Genomic DNA, 16528 nt, shown 5'->3' with positions numbered 1-16528 from the left:
AGTTGGCACATTCCACGCAGGAATCCCCCGTACGAGCGAGAGCAGGTGCGTCATGCTGGTCCGCGAGGTCATGACCGACCAGGCGGTCACGGTCACTCGTGACACCTCCGTCAAGGAGGCGTTGGCGCTGCTCGAGCGGCATCAGATCACCGCGGCCCCCGTCCTCGACGTCGCCGCCCGGATCGAGGGAATGGTCAGCGAGGCCGACCTGATCCGCGACCTCCTCCAGCCCGACCAGCGCACCCACGAGTGGCCGACTCAGGAGGAGTGGCGTGACCGCCCCCGCGTGGTCGGCGACGTGATGTCGACGCATCCGGTCACCGTGGCCCCGGAGACCGACCTGGCCGCGGCGGTCGAGCTGATGACCACGTTGGGGATCAAGAGCGTCCCTGTCGTCGATCGTCACCATCGCCTGGCGGGCATGCTCAGCCGCAGCGACGTGGTCCGCGTCCTGGCGCGCTCCGACGACGAGATCGAGCGCGACGTCGACGCGATGCTGACCGAGGTGGGCCTCGGCGACTGGCTGGTCGCGGTCAACGACGGCCAGGTCGACCTGTCCGGACCCGAGGACTCGCCCTACCGGATGACCGCCCGGGCGGTCGCCGAGTCGGTGCTGGGTGTGGTCGCCGTGCAGGTGAAGACGTGACGGGTCCCTCGGAGGAGGTGCTGCGCACGCTGGTCGAGCTCGCCTGCCGGGCCCCCAGCGTGCACAACACCCAGCCATGGGTCTGGCGCACCACGGATGACGGCCTGGACCTCTACGCCGATCCGTCCCGGGTCCTCGATGCGAGCGACCCACAGGGACGCAACCTGGTGATCAGCTGCGGGGCCGCCCTGCACCACGCGCAGGTGGTCGCGGGTGCCCTCGGCTGGAAGGCGACAGTGGCCCGGTGTCCCGACGGCCCCGGATCCAAGTCCAACCGGCTGGCGACCATCTCGCTAGCACCCGGCGACGTCGCCGACGACGCGGGTGAGGTGCTGCTGTCCGTGCGCGAGCGATGCACGGACCGGAGGCGGTTCACATCGTGGCCGGTCCCGGAGGAGATGCTGCACGCGTTCGCCCGGACCGCCGGCGCCTGGGGCGTCCATGCGGTACCGCTCGTGGACGTGACCGACCGCTTCCGGCTCGACCGGCTGGTCGACCGCGCCCGCGAGCGGCAGCGCCGCGACCAGCGGGTGGCACAGGAGCAGGAGACCTGGATCGACCACGGGCCGACGGACGGGATCCCCTCCGCGGTGCTGCCCGCGGAGGACGCCTCGACCACGCTGGCCAGGTCGTCCCGGTTCGACACCGGCGTGCTCGACGACCCGAACCCGGAGCTGGAGACCTCCGACGGGGTCGTGCTCCTGTGCGGCTACGCCGAAGGGCCGGAGGACTGGCTGCGCACCGGCGAGGCGCTGAGCGCCCTGTGGCTGCGGGCCACGCTTGACGGCCTGTCCGTGGTGCCGCTGAGCCAGGTGATCGAGGTCGAGGAGACGCGGAGCTCGCTCCAGAACGAGGTGCTCGGCGGCCTTGCGGTCCCCAACCTCTTGGTGCGACTCGGCTGGCAGGCCCTGAGCCGCAGCCAGCTCACCCGGACCGGTCGGCGGCCGTTGGACGAGGTCCTCGACCCGCGATGACCGGCACGAACCCTCGCCCTCCACGGGACCTTGGTCCCGCGCCGCAGAGTCCTCGGCCCGTGGGGGCGGGCGGCGCCTCTCCCTAGCGTGCTTCGAAGACCGCGTAGCTCTCGGCCCGACCGAGCTGACCCAGGAGAGACTCCCTCGTGGACCCGACCGATATCGCCCGGTGGCAGTTCGCCATCACCACCGTCTACCACTTCCTCTTCGTCCCCATCACCATCGGTCTCTCGGCGATCATCGCCGGCTACCAGACCGCCTGGCTGCGGACCCGCAACGAGCAGTGGCTGCGGCTGACGAAGTTCTTCGGCAAGCTGTTCCTCATCAACTTCGCCATCGGCGTGGTGACGGGGATCGTGCAGGAGTTCCAGTTCGGGATGAACTGGAGCGACTACTCCCGGTTCGTGGGCGACGTCTTCGGTGCCCCGCTGGCCGTCGAGGGGCTGCTCGCGTTCTTCCTCGAGTCCACGTTCCTCGGGCTCTGGATCTTCGGCTGGGACCGGTTGCCCGAGAAGGTGCACCTCGCCTGCATCTGGCTGGTGCACATCGGCACGCTCTTCTCGGCCTACTTCATCCTCGCCGCCAACTCGTGGATGCAGAACCCGGTTGGCTTCGGCTACAACGAGGAGACCGGCCGAGCCGAGATGACCGACTTCGCCGCGGTCCTGTTCAACAAGGTCCAGCTGGTGACCTTCCCGCACGTCGTGCTGTCGGCATACATGACCGGCGCCGCCTTCGTCGTCGGCGTCGCGATCTGGCAGCTGCGCCGGCACCGCAAGCCGGAAGACGCGGTCGACACCGGCGACGCCGGGCTCTACCGCAGGGCCGCCCGAACCGGAGCGGTGATCCTGCTCGTCAGCGGTCTGGGCGTGCTGGTCAGCGGCGACGTGCAGGGCAAGATCATGACCGAGGTCCAGCCGATGAAGATGGCGGCGGCCGAGGGGCTCTACGAGACGGAAGACCCGGCCGCGTTCTCGATCCTCACCATCGGCAGCCTGGACGGTTCCGAGGAGAAGTTCGCGATCAAGATTCCGCGGCTGCTCTCCTTCCTGGCCAACGGCAGCTTCAGCGGCGAGGTCCGGGGCATCGACGAGCTGCGCGCGGAGTACCAGGAGACCTACGGCCAGGACCCCGGCGCCGGCTACTACTCGCCCGGTGACTACACGCCCGTCATCCCGCTGACCTACTGGACGTTCCGCCTGATGATGGGGCTCGGCCTGGTCGCGATGGCCGTCGGTGCGTGGGTGCTCTGGGCCACCCGGCGGGGCCGGGCGCCGGACGGGCGGCTGTTCCTGGCCGCCGCGGTGTCCCTGCCGTTCCTGCCGCTGCTCGCCAACTCCTTCGGATGGATCTTCACCGAGGTGGGTCGCCAGCCCTGGTCGGTCTTCGGGCTCCTGACGACCGAGCAGTCCGTGTCCCCGGGGGTCAGCACCGGTGAGGTGCTCACCTCGCTGATCCTGCTGACCCTGGTCTACGGGCTCCTGGCCGTCGTGGAGGTGAGGCTGCTGCTCACCTACATCCGCAAGGGGGCCGAGCCGCTTCCGGAAGCCAAGGACGACGACCCCTCCGACCCCGACCGGCCGCTGGCCTTCGCCTACTGAGAGCGGAGAGACAATCATGGAGCTCACCACCGTCTGGTTCATCCTGATCGCCGTCTTGTGGGTCGGCTACTTCTGCCTCGAGGGCTTCGACTTCGGCGTCGGCATGCTGCTGCCGATCCTCGGGCGCTCCGACACCGAGCGTCGGGTCCTCATCAACACGATCGGCCCGGTCTGGGACGGCAACGAGGTCTGGCTGCTGGTCGCCGGCGGAGCGACGTTCGCTGCCTTCCCGGAGTGGTACGCGACGCTGTTCAGCGGCTTCTACCTCCCCTTGCTGCTGATCCTGCTCGCGCTGATCGTCCGCGGGCTGGCGTTCGAGTACCGCGCCAAGCGCGAGGACGACGACTGGCGCCGCAACTGGGACCTGGCGATCATCGTCGGCTCGTTCGTGCCGGCGCTCCTCTGGGGCGTCGCGTTCGCCAACATCCTGCGGGGCGTGCCGATCGACTCCGAGATGGAGTACGTCGGCGGGTTCTTCAACCTGCTCAACCCCTACGCGCTGCTCGGCGGGGCGACCACGTTGTTGCTGTTCCTCACCCACGGCGCGATGTTCATCGCGCTGAAGACCGACGGTGAGATCAGGGTCCGGGCCCGCGAGCTCGCCCTGCGGGTCGGCCTCGCTGCCGCCGTGGTCACCGTGGCGTTCCTGGGCTGGACCCAGGCGCGCACCGGCTCGGTCGGCTCCGCGGTCGCGTTCGTGCTGGCTGCCGTGGCGCTGGTGGGCGGGCTTTTGGCCATCACCCGGGTCCGTGAGGGCTGGGCCTTCATCGGCACCTTCGCCGCGATCGGCCTCGGTGTGGCCGGGCTCTTCCTGGGCCTGTTCCCCGACGTGATGCCGACCAGCCTGTCCGACGGCCTGGGCCTGACGACGACGAACGCCTCGGCCACCGACTACACGCTCAAGATCATGACCGTCGTGGCGGTGATCTTCACGCCCGTGGTGCTGGCCTACCAGGCCTGGAGCTACTGGGTGTTCCGCAAGCGGATCGCGGTGCACCACATCCCCACCACACAGTCGATGTCCCGGCTGTGAGGCCGACCGACCCCTGGCTGCTGCGCCAGCTGAGGCCCGCGCGCGACGCCCTGCTGGCCGTCGTGGGCTACGGCGCGGTGTCCAGCGTCGTGGTGATCGCCCAGGCCTGGGCGGTCACCGCGCTGGTCATCGCGGTGCTGGACGGCCGCTCCGTGACCGTGCCCGCCGCACTGGTGGTCCTGCTCCTCCTTGGCAGGTCACTGGTGGGCTGGCGCGGCGAGGTGGCGGCCGCCCGGGCTGCGACCACGGTGGCGAGCTCCCTTCGGGGACAGCTCGTCACCCGGGTCGTCGGGGGCAGCCCGGGCGAGGCCGAGGCGGCGCCTGGGAGCGGCGCCGCCTCGGTCCTCCTCACTCGCGGCGTCGCGGCCATCGAGCCCTACGTCACGCGCTACCTGCCGGCGATGGTGCTGGCGTCGTTCCTCCCGGTCCTCACGGTGCTGGTCATCGCCAGCCAGGACCTGCTCAGCGCGCTGATCGTGGCGGCCACCCTCCCGCTCGTCCCCGTCTTCGGCGCGTTGGTCGGGCTCGCCACCCGGGACCGGGCCCGGTCGCAGTGGCGGCAGATGGGCGCCCTGTCGGGGCACTTCCTGGACGTCGTGCGCGGCCTGCCCACCCTGGTCGCGTTCCGCCGCGCCCGTCCCCAGTCCTCCCGGATCGCGGAGGTCAGCGACCGCTACCGGCGCGCCTCGCTGGAGACGCTGAAGATCGCCTTCGCCTCCTCGCTCGTGCTCGAGCTGGTCGCCACCCTGTCGGTGGCCCTCGTCGCGGTGACGACAGGCGTCCGGCTCGCCGGCGGATCCCTCGACCTGCACACCGCGATGGTCGTGCTGCTCCTCGCTCCCGAGGCCTACTGGCCCCTGCGGCGGGTCGGCGCGGAGTTCCACGCCGCTGCCGAGGGCACCGCCACCTTCGAGGACGTGCGTGCCCTGCTGGAGGCCGACGGTCCCTCGCCCGTCGACGCGGCCGCCCCGGCCGATGCGGCCCTCGTGCTGGGCGGGATCACCCTCACCCACCCCGGGCGCACCCAGCCGGCGGTCGACAACCTCGTCACGGCCATCCCCTCGCGCGGGCTCACCGTCGTGACCGGTCCGTCGGGCTGCGGGAAGTCGACCCTTCTCGAAGCGATCGCCGGGCTGATGCCGCTCGGCGACGGAGAGCTGATCGCCCAGGGCCGGCCGGTCGGCGGACCGGCCTGGCAGGCCCAGGTCGCCTGGCTCCCCCAGCGGCCGCACTTCGTGGCCGGCACCATCGCCGACAACCTGCGCCTCGGCGCTCCCGACGCCTCCGAGCAGCAGCTCTGGGACGCGCTGGCCCAGGTGGCGCTCGAGGAGCGGGTGCGCGCCCTGCCCGGCGGGCTGGACGAGCCCCTCGGCGAGGACGGCACCACGCTCTCGGCGGGCGAGCGTGCTCGTCTCGCCCTCGCCCGGATCGTCGTCGCCGACCGGCCGTGGATGCTCCTCGACGAGCCCACGGCACACCTCGACGAGCTCACCGAGCAGGTCATCACCGACACGCTGCTCGCCCTGAGCCGGCGCGGTGCCGTGGTCGTCGTGGCCCACCGGCCGGCTCTCGTGGCAGTCGCCGACCATGTGCTCGCCCTGCCCGCCCCGCCGCCAGTGCCGCCGCAGGCGGTGGTCCCGGCCGCGACCAGGACCCGCCGCCCCGAGCCGACCAACACCGAGCCGGCCCCCACCATCGGCTTCGGCCTGGCCACCCTGCTCGGCGGGCTGGCGTCGGCCTCGGGCGTCGCCCTGACCGCCACCGCCGGCTGGCTGATCGTGCAGGCGTCGTCCCACCCGGCCGTGCTCACCATGCTGGTCGCCATTGTCGGGGTGCGCACCTTCGGCCTGGCCCGTCCGGTGCTGCGGTACGCCGAGCGGCTGCGCTCGCACGACGCCGCGCTGCGGCTGCTCGCCGAGCGCCGGGTGCGGGTCTACGACGCCCTGGTCCCACTCACTCCGGGCCGGCTCGGCAGGCGGCGCGGCGACGTGCTGTCGTCGGTGGTGGACGACGTGGACTGCGTCGTGGACCGCGAGCTGCGCGTGCTGATGCCGGTCCGCGGCTACGCCGTGGCCGCGCTGATCGCCACCGCCGTCGCGACCTACCTCCTGCCGGCCGCCGGCCTCGTCGTCGCGATGTGCTGCCTGGTCTCCTCGCTCGCGTTCGTGGTGGCCAGGCTCGGCGCGCGCCGCTCCGAGCGGCTGGCGGTCGAGACCCGGGCGGCGCTGTCCGCGGCGGCCGTCGAGGTCGTGCAGACCGCCCGGGAGCTGCGCATGTGGCAGGCCGGACCGACGGCCGCGGCCCGGGTCGTCGAGCTCAGCGACCGGCTCGGCCGCAGCGCGCAGCTGAGCGCATCCACCACGGCCGCCGCCCGAGCGCTGGTGCCCGCCGCCGCCGGGGTCGCGATGGCCGCGATCGCCTATCTGGCGGCCGGACCCGTCGCCGACGGACGCCTGTCCGGCCCGATGATGGCGCTGCTGGTCCTGCTGCCGCTGGCCCTGGCTGACCCGGCGACTGCGCTCGCTGACGCCGGCACCCTGTCCGTCCGCACCGACGCGGCCGCCGACCGGCTGGCCCGCTGGGAGCACACCGCCCCGGCGGTCCGCGACACGGTGCCCGGCCCGCCGCCCACGTCCCACGAGCTCGCCGTCGAGCACGCCCGGGCCCGCTGGGACCGGGGGGCCGGTCCGACCCAGCCTCTCGACCTGGCAGTCGCCGAGGGTGAGCGGGTGGTCCTGGTCGGCCCGTCCGGGTCGGGCAAGAGCACGCTCGCCGCGCTGGCGATGCGCTTCCTGGACCCCGACGAGGGCGAGGTCTCCCACGGCGGCCGGCCGCTTCGCGACGTCGCCCTGGACGACGTACGCCGGATCACCGGCCTGGTCGACGACGACCCGCACGTCTTCGCGACCACGCTGGTCGAGAACGTCCGGCTCGCGCGCCACGAGGCCACCGATGCCGAGGTCGCGCAGGCGCTCACCGACGCCCGTCTCGGCCCCTGGGTCGCGTCGCTGCCCGATGGCCTCGACACCTGGGTCGGCGACGGCCACGCAGGCGTCTCCGGCGGCGAGCGGGCCCGGATCGCCATGGCCCGCTCGCTCCTGGCCGACCAGCCGGTGCTGGTGCTCGACGAGCCCGCCGCGCACCTCGACCACGCCACCGCCACCGAGCTCGCCGCCGAGGTCCTGTCCGGCCCGCGGCGGCGTTCGGTGCTCTGGATCACCCACGCGGACGTCGGCCTCGAGCTCGCCGACCGCGTGGTCCGGCTCGACGACCCGGTGTTCGGAACGGCGGGTCGACCCGAAGGGGGGTTGCCCGCGCACCGCGAACCGCGATACCTCTGAGAGGGCAACCATGACAACCACCACAGGCGGGACCACGGGCGGGGCAACCGTCGGCGCGGGCATCGGGCCCCGGACGCCCTACCTCATGCTGGGACTCGCCACCCTCGGGTTCGCGGTCAACTTCTGGGCCTGGGCGCTCATCAGCCCGCTCGGCCCGCTGTTCCGGGAGCAGGGCACCCTCGGCGACCTGAGCGAGTCGGACGTCGCGCTCCTGGTCGCGGTCCCCGTCATCGTCGGTTCGCTCGGGCGGATCCTGGTGGGTGCGCTCACCGACCGCTACGGGGGCCGGGTCATGTTCCCGGTGATCTCGGCGGTGACGATCGTGCCGATCCTGTTCATCGCCTTCGTCGCCCTCGAGTCGTTCGCCCTGCTGCTGGTGGGCGGGTTCTTCCTCGGCATCGCGGGCACGGCGTTCGCGGTCGGTGTCCCGTTCGTCAACGCGTGGTTCCCGCCCGAACGGCGAGGGCTGGCGGTCGGGGTCTTCGGGGCCGGCATGGGCGGCACGGCCATCAGCGCCCTGACGACGGTGAAGCTCTACACCAACGTCGGGGACAAGGCGCCGTTCCTGATCACCGCCGCCGTCCTGGCCGCCTACACCGCTGCCGCCTGGCTGCTGCTCCGCGACGCGCCGGGTCGTGTCGTCCCGACGACCAGCCTGGCGGCCCGGCTCAACGCCAACGCCCGGCTGTCGATCACCTGGCAGGCGTGCATCCTCTACGCGGTCGCCTTCGGCGGCTACGTCGCCTTCTCGGTCTACCTGCCTGCCTACCTCAAGACCGCGCACGGGCTCACCCCCGCCGACGCGGCCAACCGGATGGCCGGCTTCGTCGTGGTCGCGGTGCTGATGCGCCCGGTGGGCGGCTGGCTCTCCGACCGGTTCGGCCCGATCCCCGTGCTCTCCGCCGGCTACGGCGTGGTGGTCGTCTGCGCCGCGATCTCGGCCGGCACCCCGCCGCTCGACGGTGTCGGCACCGTGGCCTTCCTCGCGATGGCCGCCGCGCTCGGCAGCGGCAGCGGCGCCACCTTCGCGCTCATCGCCCGGGTGACCGACCCGACCAGGGTGGGTGGTGTCACCGGCCTGGTCGGCGCGGCCGGTGGTCTCGGCGGCTTCGTGCCGCCGTTGATCATGGGCTACGTCTACGGCCGCACCGAGTCCTACGCCATCGGGCTGATCCTGCTCTCCGTCACCGCCGCACTGACCCTGCTCCTCACCCTGACTGTGGTCCGCCGGACCGCCGCCGCCCACGACTCCTCAGGAGGACCCCCCTCGTGACGCCTGCCCGCCCTGGACTCGACGACCCGATCTCCGACCTGCTGGTCGGCACCCGGCGCTACTTCACCAGAGCGGACGTGAGCGACGACCTGCGCACCATGGTCAGGAAGGGCGGCCGCGGGGCCGACGAGTTCTACCGGGACCGCTGGAGCCACGACAAGGTCGTGCGCTCGACCCACGGGGTCAACTGCACCGGCTCCTGCTCGTGGAAGGTCTACGTCAAGGACGGGATCATCACCTGGGAGACCCAGCAGACCGACTACCCGTCGGTGGGGCCCGACAAGCCGGAGTACGAGCCGCGCGGCTGCCCCCGCGGCGCGGCGTTCTCCTGGTACACCTACTCCCCCACCCGGGTGCGCTACCCCTATGTCCGCGGCGTGCTGCTGCAGATGTACCGCGAGGCCAAGTCGCAGCACGGCGGCGACCCGGTCAAGGCCTGGGCGCACATCGTCGACAACCCCCAGCGCGCCAAGGCCTACAAGTCAGCCCGCGGCAAGGGCGGCCTGGTCCGCGCGACCTGGGACGAGGCGACCGAGATGGTCGCCGCGGCCTACGTCCACACCATCCGCAAGTGGGGCCCCGACCGGGTCGCCGGCTTCTCACCGATCCCCGCGATGTCGATGGTCTCCCACGCCTCGGGCGCCCGGTTCACCTCGCTGGTGGGTGGCTCGATGCTGAGCTTCTACGACTGGTACGCCGACCTGCCGGTCGCCTCGCCCCAGGTGTTCGGCGACCAGACCGACGTCCCGGAGTCCGGTGACTGGTGGGACGCGGGCTACCTGGTCATGTGGGGCTCCAACGTGCCCGTCACCCGCACCCCCGACGCCCACTGGATGACCGAGGCCCGCTACCGCGGCCAGAAGGTCGTCGTGGTCGCGCCCGACTACGCCGACAACGTGAAGTTCGCCGACGAGTGGCTGGCGATCGCGCCCGGCACCGACGGGGCGCTGGCCGTGTCGATGGGCCACGTGATCCTCAAGGAGTTCTTCGTCGACCGGGAGACGCCCTACTTCGCGGACTACACGAAGAAATACACCGACCTGCCCTACCTGGTCTCCCTGGACGAGGTGGCCGGCGCGCCAGGGACCTACCGGGCCGGCAAGTTCCTCACCGCCGCCGACCTGCCGGCGCACGCCGCGGAGGAGAACGCCCACTTCAAGACCGTCCTCCTCGATGCCCGGACCAACGAGCCGGTCGTGCCCAACGGCTCCCTCGGCGACCGGTTCGGTGACGCCGGCGTCGGCAAGTGGAACCTCGACCTCGGTGAGGTCGACCCGCGGCTGTCAGTGCTCGAGCCGGGCGGCGAGACCGTCTCGGTCGAGCTGCCTCGCTTCGACGACGTCGACGGGACCCCGGGGTCGCTCCCCCGCGACATCCCCGTACGCCGGATCGGCGACCGGCTGGTCACCACGGTGTTCGACCTGATGCTCGCCCAGTACGGCGTGGGCCGCGACAGGCTCAGCGGCTATGCCGCGTCCTACGACGACGCGACCGCGCCCTACACGCCGGCCTGGCAGGAGGCCATCACCGGCGTGCCGGCGTCCGCCGCCGCCCGGATCGCCCGGGAGTTCGCGCAGAACGCCGAGGAGTCCAAGGGCCGGTCCATGATCCTGATGGGCGCGGGCACCAACCACTGGTTCCACTCCGACACGATCTACCGCGGCTTCCTCGGGCTGACCACGCTCACGGGGTGCCAGGGCGTCAACGGCGGCGGCTGGGCCCACTACGTCGGCCAGGAGAAGTGCCGCCCGGTCACCGGGTGGGCGCAGCTGGCCTTCGGCCTGGACTGGAGCCGCCCGCCCCGGCAGATGATCCACACGGCGTACTGGTATCTCCACACCGACCAGTTCCGCTACGACACCTTCGGCGCCGACACCGTCGCTGCCAAGACCGGCAGCGGGCTGCTGGCCGGCATGAGCACGGCCGACGTGATCGCCAAGAGCGCCCGGATGGGCTGGATGCCGTCCTACCCCACCTTCAACCGCAACCCGCTCGACCTCGCCGACGAGGCGGGTGCGGCCGGCAAGCCGGTGGCCGAGCACGTCGTGGAGCAGCTCAAGTCGGGTGACCTGCGGTTCGCCGCGGAGGACCCGGACTCCCCGGAGAACTTCCCGCGGGTGCTCGCGATCTGGCGGGCCAACCTGCTCGGCTCCTCCGGCAAGGGCAACGAGTACTTCCTCAAGCACCTGCTCGGCACCGACAGCTCGCTGCGCGCGACGGAGGCGTCCGAGAGCCAGCGGCCGCAGGAGGTCGAGTGGCACGACAGCGCCCCCGAGGGAAAGCTCGACCTGCTGCTCACCCTCGACTTCCGCCAGACCAGCACCACGATCTTCAGCGACGTCGTGCTGCCGGCGGCCACCTGGTACGAGAAGCACGACCTCAACACCACGGACATGCATCCGTTCATCCACTCGTTCAACCCGGCCATCGCGCCGCCGTGGCAGACCCGCACCGACTGGGACGCCTGGCAGACGATCGCCACGAAGTTCAGCGAGCTGGCCGCCGGTCGCCTCGACACCCGCAGGGACGTCGTCGCGGTGCCGCTGCTGCACGACACCCCGGACGCGATGGCCAACCCGCACGGCGTGGTCCGCGACTGGAAGCCTCGGCCGGGAAGAGAAGCGGAGTGCGAGCCGGTCCCGGGCGTGACCATGCCCAAGATCGTCGAGGTCGAGCGCGACTACACGGCCGTGGGCGCCAAGATGCAGGCGCTGGGGCCGCTGCTGGAGAAGCTCGGCACCACGACCAAGGGCGTCACCTACGACGTGACGAAGGCCGTCGACTACCTGCTCCACAAGAACGGGCCGGTCCGCGGCGGCGCCGCCGACGGGCGTCCCTCCCTCGTGCGCGACATCCACGCCTGCGAGGCGATCCTCGCCCTGTCCGGCACGACCAACGGGGCGCTCGCCACCCAGGGGTTCAAGACCCTGGAAAAACGCACCGGCACGCCACTGCACGACCTCGCCGCCGAGCACGAGGGCAAGCAGATCACCTTCGCCGACACGGTGGCCGCGCCCGTCCCGGTCATCACGTCCCCGGAGTGGTCCGGGTCCGAGACCGGTGGCCGCCGCTACTCGCCGTTCACGATCAACGTCGAGCGGCTCAAGCCGTGGCACACCCTCACCGGGCGCCAGCACTTCTACCTCGACCACGACTGGATGACCGAGCTCGGGGAGGGGCTGCCGGTCTACCGGCCACCGCTCAACATGGGGGCGCTGTTCAGCGAGCCGGACATCGGCTCGATGGGTGAGGACCACGGGCAGGCGAGCGTCACCGTCCGCTACCTGACCCCCCACAACAAGTGGTCGATCCACTCGGAGTACCAGGACAACCTGTTCATGCTGTCGCTCTCGCGCGGCGGCCAGACGATCTGGATGAGCGACAAGGACGCCGCCAAGGTCGGCGTCGAGGACAACGACTGGATCGAGGCGGTCAACCGCAACGGTGTCGTCGTGGCCCGCGCGATCGTCTCCCACCGGATGCCCGAGGGGACCGTCTACATGCACCACGCCCAGGACCGGCTCATCGACGTGCCGATCGCCGAGACCTCGGGCAAGCGGGGCGGCATCCACAACTCCCTGACCCGGATCCTGGTCAAGCCCAGCCACGTCATCGGCGGCTACGCCCAGCTGTCCTTCGCCTTCAACTACCTCGGTCCCACTGGCAACCAGCGCGACGAAGTGACCGTCATCCGCAAGCGGAGCCAGGAGGTGACCTACTGATGAAGGTCATGGCCCAGATGGCGATGGTGATGAACCTCGACAAGTGCATCGGCTGCCACACCTGCTCGGTCACCTGCAAGCAGGCGTGGACCAACCGGACCGGCACCGAGTACGTCTGGTTCAACAACGTCGAGACCCGCCCCGGCCAGGGCTACCCCCGGCGCTACGAGGACCAGGAGGAGTGGAAGGGCGGCTGGACGGTCAACAAGCGCGGCCGGCTGACCCTCAAGGGCGGCGGCCGGCTCCGCCGGCTGCTGACGATCTTCTCCAACCCCAAGATGCCGACGATCCAGGACTACTACGAGCCCTGGACCTACGACTACGCGACGCTGACCGACGCCCCGGCGCAGGAGCACACCCCCGTCGCCCGGCCCAAGTCGCTGCTCAGCGGCAAGGACATGAAGATCACCTGGTCGTCCAACTGGGACGACAACCTCGGTGGGTCGGCCGCCACCTTGGAGCACGACCCGATGCTGAAGAAGATCGGGGACAAGGTGAAGTTCGAGTTCGAGCAGACCTTCATGTTCTACCTGCCGCGGATCTGCGAGCACTGCCTCAACCCGTCGTGCGCGGCGTCCTGCCCCAGCGGCGCGATCTACAAGCGCAGCGAGGACGGCATCGTCCTGGTCGACCAGGACCGGTGCCGAGGCTGGCGGATGTGCATCTCGGGCTGCCCCTACAAGAAGGTCTACTTCAACCACCGCACCGGCAAGGCCGAGAAGTGCACGTTCTGCTTCCCGCGGATCGAGGTCGGCCTGCCCACCGTCTGCTCGGAGACCTGCGTCGGCCGGCTGCGCTACATCGGGCTCATGCTCTACGACGCCGACAAGGTGCTCGAGGCCGCCTCCACGCCCGACGAGCACGGTCTCTACGAGGCCCAGCGCGAGGTGTTCCTCGACCCGAACGACCCCGAGGTGCAGCGCCAGGCCGAGGCCGCCGGCATCCCGCGCGACTGGGTCGAGGCCGCGCAACGGTCGCCGATCTACGCCCTGGTCAACCGGTTCAAGGTCGCGCTGCCGCTGCACCCGGAATACCGGACGATGCCGATGGTCTGGTACATCCCGCCGCTCTCGCCGGTGGTCGACGTGGTCAAGGACACCGGCTACGACGCCGAGGACAAGGGCAACCTCTTCGCCGCCATCGACGCGCTGCGGATCCCGATCGAATACCTCGCCGAGCTCTTCACGGCCGGCGAGGTGGCCCCCGTCGACCGGGTGCTCAAGAAGCTCGCTGCGATGCGCTCCTACATGCGCGACATCAACATGGGCCGGGAGCCGGACCCGTCGATCCCGGCCGCGGTCGGCATGACGGAGGAGGAGATGTACGACATGTACCGGCTCCTCGCCATCGCGAAGTACGACGAGCGCTACGTCGTACCACCGGCGCACGCCGAGCAGGCGCACTCGCTGGAGGAGCTGGCGACCGAGTGCTCGGTGTCGGAGTACGGCGGGGGCAACCCGGAGATCTTCGGCGAGGGGTCGGGCGGGCTGACGCCGATCGCGGTCGAGAACTTCCAGATGCTCCGCGAGCGGCAGACGTCGGACTCGCTGGCCGCGCCGGACGACAAGGCGGCCCGGGTCAACCTGCTCAACTGGGACGGCAAGGGCAGTCCCAGCGGGCTCTTCCCGCCCCGCGACGACGAGCCCGCCGACAAGAGGGAGACGCCGTGAACCGGCGCGAGCTGACCACGGCCTGGCAGGCGGCATCACTCCTGCTCGGCTATCCGGACGAGGAGCTGCTGCAGCGTCTCGACGCCATCGAGCGGGCCTCCGCCGGGCTGCCGGACCGCCTCGGCGGCCCGCTCCGCGCGTGCGTCGTCCACCTCCGGGAGACCCCGCTGGTCGAGCTGGAGGCGGACTACGTCGAGACCTTCGACACCCGTCGCCGGCACAACCTCTTCCTCACCTACTTCGCGCACGGCGACACCCGCAAGCGCGGCATGGCGCTGCTGCGGTTCAAGCAGACCTATCTCGCCTCGGGCCTCGAGCTCACCGACACCGAGCTGCCCGACCACCTCTGCGTGGTGCTCGAGTACGCCGCCACCGTCGACCCCGAGCAGGGTCGCCAGCTGCTGCTCGACCACCGCGCCGGGCTCGAGCTGCTCCGGATCGCGCTGGCCGAGGCCGGGTCACGCTGGGCGGGCGCGATCGAGGCCGTGACCTCCACCCTGCCGCCGCTGCGGGGTGACGAGTGGGAGGCCATCCGCCGCCTGGCGGCCGACGGGCCACCCGAGGAGGAGGTCGGCCTGACGCCGTACTCCTCCGGCCCCACGGCGCTGCCGATGCCGTCGTTCCCTGCCCCGTCCGTGGGAGGAGCCCGCTGATGGAGACGTTCCTCTGGGTGATCGTCCCCTACCTGTGTCTGGCGACCTTCGTCGTCGGGCACTTCTGGCGCTACCGCTACGACAAGTTCGGCTGGACCACCAGGTCCTCGCAGCTCTACGAGGACCGGATGCTGCGGATCGGCTCGCCGCTGTTCCACTTCGGGATGCTCGGCGTGGTCGGCGGTCACGTCATCGGGCTCCTGGTCCCGCGCAGCTGGACCGAAGCGGTCGGCATGGACGACCACCTCTACCACTATGTCGCGGTCATCGGCGGGCTGCTGGCCGGCATCGCAGCGACAGTGGGTCTGGTCATCCTGATCTACCGGCGCCGTACGGTCGGGCCGGTCTTCTCGGCCACCACCCGGATGGACAAGGTCATGTACCTGTTCCTCGGCGCGGCGATCGTGCTGGGCATGTGGAACACCATCGCCGGCTCGATCTTCACCCTGGGCGGTGAGTACAACTACCGCGAGGGGGTCTCGGTCTGGTACCGCTCGTTCCTGGCCTTCAACCCCGAGCCGGAGCTGATGGCCGAGGCCCCGCTCGGCTTCCAGCTGCACGCCCTGGTGGCGTTCGCGCTGTTCGCACTGTGGCCGTTCACCCGGCTCGTGCACGTCTTCTCGGCGCCGGTCGGCTACCTGACCCGGCCCTACATCGTCTACCGCTCCCGCGACGACCAGCAGCTCGGTTCACACCGGCCGCGTCGCGGCTGGGACCGGGTGGGGTGAGCGCCGGTGTGTGAGCACTGCGGGTGCCGTCAGGTGGCCCCGATAGCCGAGCTGATGGACGAGCACACCGCGCTGCTCGACGAGGCCTACGAGGTGCGCAGGACGCTCGGCGAGGGCGACCCCGGGCGAGCCATGGAGCTGCTCAGGACGCTGGTCGGCCACCTCGACCAGCACGTCCATCGCGAGGAGACCGGCATCTTCCCGGCCATCCGCGGGACCGGGGAGTTCACCGACGAGGTCGACGAGCTCGAGACCGAGCACCGCGACCTCGACGCCGCCGTCGAGGCGCTCGACATGCACGCACCGGACTTCGCCCAGCGGGTCACCGACCTGCTGCACACCCTCGACCTGCACGTGGAACGAGAGAACCTCGGCGTCTTCCCGGTCGCGGTCGTGACCCTGGGCGCCGACGGGTGGGACACCATCGACCGGGCGCACGCCGCCACACCGACGTTCCTCGGAAGGAACTGACATGGAGCCGATCTCGCTTGACGCGCTCATCGCCGAGCTGTTCGACCGCGCCCGGCAGGCCGGCTCCGGCCGGGCCGCCCACAACCTGTTGGCCGGGCAGGAGCATCCGCTCAGCCAGACGGTGATCGCGATCCTCGCCGGCCACGGGCTCGGCGAGCACGAGAGCCCTGGCGAGGCCACCCTGCAGGTGCTCCGTGGCCGAGTGACCTTCACGGCCGCGTCGGGCTCGTGCGACCTCGCCGCCGGCGACTTCCTGCCGCTCCCGCGCGAGCGGCACTCCGTCGACGCGTTCGAGGACTCGGTGCTGCTGCTGAGCGTGGTGAAGTAGGCGCGCAAGCGATCTCGGGCTGGGCGTGGTGCCCGCGCGCGTAGCCGATCGAGTCTCGGCGTCAAGGACGTCGCTTCGCTCCGCCGCT

12 protein-coding genes are annotated in these 16528 nt (G+C 71.2%); all 12 read left to right on the top strand.

Annotated features, from left to right (window positions below):
- Positions 1-52: 52 nt before the first annotated feature.
- The 12 genes from ACYVC6_RS08365 to ACYVC6_RS08310 all read left to right on the top strand — a co-directional run bounded on the left by ACYVC6_RS08365 (position 53) and on the right by ACYVC6_RS08310 (position 16440).
- Complete coding sequence (locus ACYVC6_RS08365) at positions 53-646, top strand: CBS domain-containing protein (RefSeq protein WP_460712860.1); 594 nt, start codon at positions 53-55, stop codon at positions 644-646.
- Positions 643-1620 (top strand): Acg family FMN-binding oxidoreductase, encoded by a 978-nt coding sequence (locus ACYVC6_RS08360; RefSeq protein WP_460712858.1) that lies wholly within the window; start codon positions 643-645, stop codon positions 1618-1620. The genes ACYVC6_RS08365 and ACYVC6_RS08360 overlap by 4 nt, the downstream gene beginning before the upstream one ends.
- Positions 1621-1766: 146 nt before the next feature.
- A complete protein-coding gene (locus ACYVC6_RS08355) occupies positions 1767-3221 on the top strand; it encodes a cytochrome ubiquinol oxidase subunit I (protein WP_460712855.1) in 1455 nt (484 codons plus the stop codon).
- Between the two features lie 16 nt (positions 3222-3237).
- The gene (cydB, locus tag ACYVC6_RS08350; RefSeq protein ID WP_460712853.1) at positions 3238-4254 is read left to right on the top strand and encodes a cytochrome d ubiquinol oxidase subunit II; all 1017 of its coding nucleotides are present in this window, start codon (positions 3238-3240) and stop codon (positions 4252-4254) included.
- Complete coding sequence (gene cydD, locus ACYVC6_RS08345) at positions 4251-7595, top strand: thiol reductant ABC exporter subunit CydD (protein WP_460712851.1); 3345 nt, start codon at positions 4251-4253, stop codon at positions 7593-7595. The genes cydB and cydD overlap by 4 nt, the downstream gene beginning before the upstream one ends.
- Before the next feature lie 10 nt (positions 7596-7605).
- Positions 7606-8868: an MFS transporter gene (locus ACYVC6_RS08340; RefSeq protein WP_460712849.1), complete on the top strand. Its 1263-nt coding sequence runs from the start codon at positions 7606-7608 to the stop codon at positions 8866-8868.
- Positions 8865-12590, top strand: coding sequence for a nitrate reductase subunit alpha (locus ACYVC6_RS08335; RefSeq protein ID WP_460712847.1), 3726 nt, complete (start codon positions 8865-8867; stop codon positions 12588-12590). Before ACYVC6_RS08340 ends, ACYVC6_RS08335 begins: the two co-directional genes overlap by 4 nt.
- Positions 12590-14260, top strand: coding sequence for a nitrate reductase subunit beta (gene narH / locus ACYVC6_RS08330; protein ID WP_460712845.1), 1671 nt, complete (start codon positions 12590-12592; stop codon positions 14258-14260). Before ACYVC6_RS08335 ends, narH begins: the two co-directional genes overlap by 1 nt.
- Positions 14257-14913: a nitrate reductase molybdenum cofactor assembly chaperone gene (narJ, locus tag ACYVC6_RS08325; protein ID WP_460712843.1), complete on the top strand. Its 657-nt coding sequence runs from the start codon at positions 14257-14259 to the stop codon at positions 14911-14913. Before narH ends, narJ begins: the two co-directional genes overlap by 4 nt.
- Positions 14913-15641 (top strand): respiratory nitrate reductase subunit gamma, encoded by a 729-nt coding sequence (narI, locus tag ACYVC6_RS08320; RefSeq protein ID WP_460712841.1) that lies wholly within the window; start codon positions 14913-14915, stop codon positions 15639-15641. The genes narJ and narI overlap by 1 nt, the downstream gene beginning before the upstream one ends.
- 6 nt (positions 15642-15647) lie before the next feature.
- Positions 15648-16112, top strand: coding sequence for a hemerythrin domain-containing protein (locus ACYVC6_RS08315; RefSeq protein ID WP_460712839.1), 465 nt, complete (start codon positions 15648-15650; stop codon positions 16110-16112).
- A 1-nt stretch (position 16113) separates the two neighbouring features.
- Positions 16114-16440 (top strand): cupin domain-containing protein, encoded by a 327-nt coding sequence (locus ACYVC6_RS08310; protein ID WP_460712837.1) that lies wholly within the window; start codon positions 16114-16116, stop codon positions 16438-16440.
- Positions 16441-16528 lie beyond the last annotated feature (88 nt).

The sequence above is a fragment of the Nocardioides dilutus genome (assembly GCF_054779555.1).
The sequence above is the reverse complement of the archived record's forward strand: the minus strand, read 5'-3'. Positions and strand labels throughout refer to the sequence as shown.

Coding starts and splice junctions, on each gene's coding strand:
- ACYVC6_RS08365 (WP_460712860.1), top strand. CDS start 53: ATGCTGGTCCGCGAGGTCATGACCGACCAGGCGGTCACGGTCACTCGT.
- cydB (WP_460712853.1), top strand. CDS start 3,238: ATGGAGCTCACCACCGTCTGGTTCATCCTGATCGCCGTCTTGTGGGTC.
- ACYVC6_RS08340 (WP_460712849.1), top strand. CDS start 7,606: ATGACAACCACCACAGGCGGGACCACGGGCGGGGCAACCGTCGGCGCG.
- narH (WP_460712845.1), top strand. CDS start 12,590: ATGAAGGTCATGGCCCAGATGGCGATGGTGATGAACCTCGACAAGTGC.
- narI (WP_460712841.1), top strand. CDS start 14,913: ATGGAGACGTTCCTCTGGGTGATCGTCCCCTACCTGTGTCTGGCGACC.
- ACYVC6_RS08310 (WP_460712837.1), top strand. CDS start 16,114: ATGGAGCCGATCTCGCTTGACGCGCTCATCGCCGAGCTGTTCGACCGC.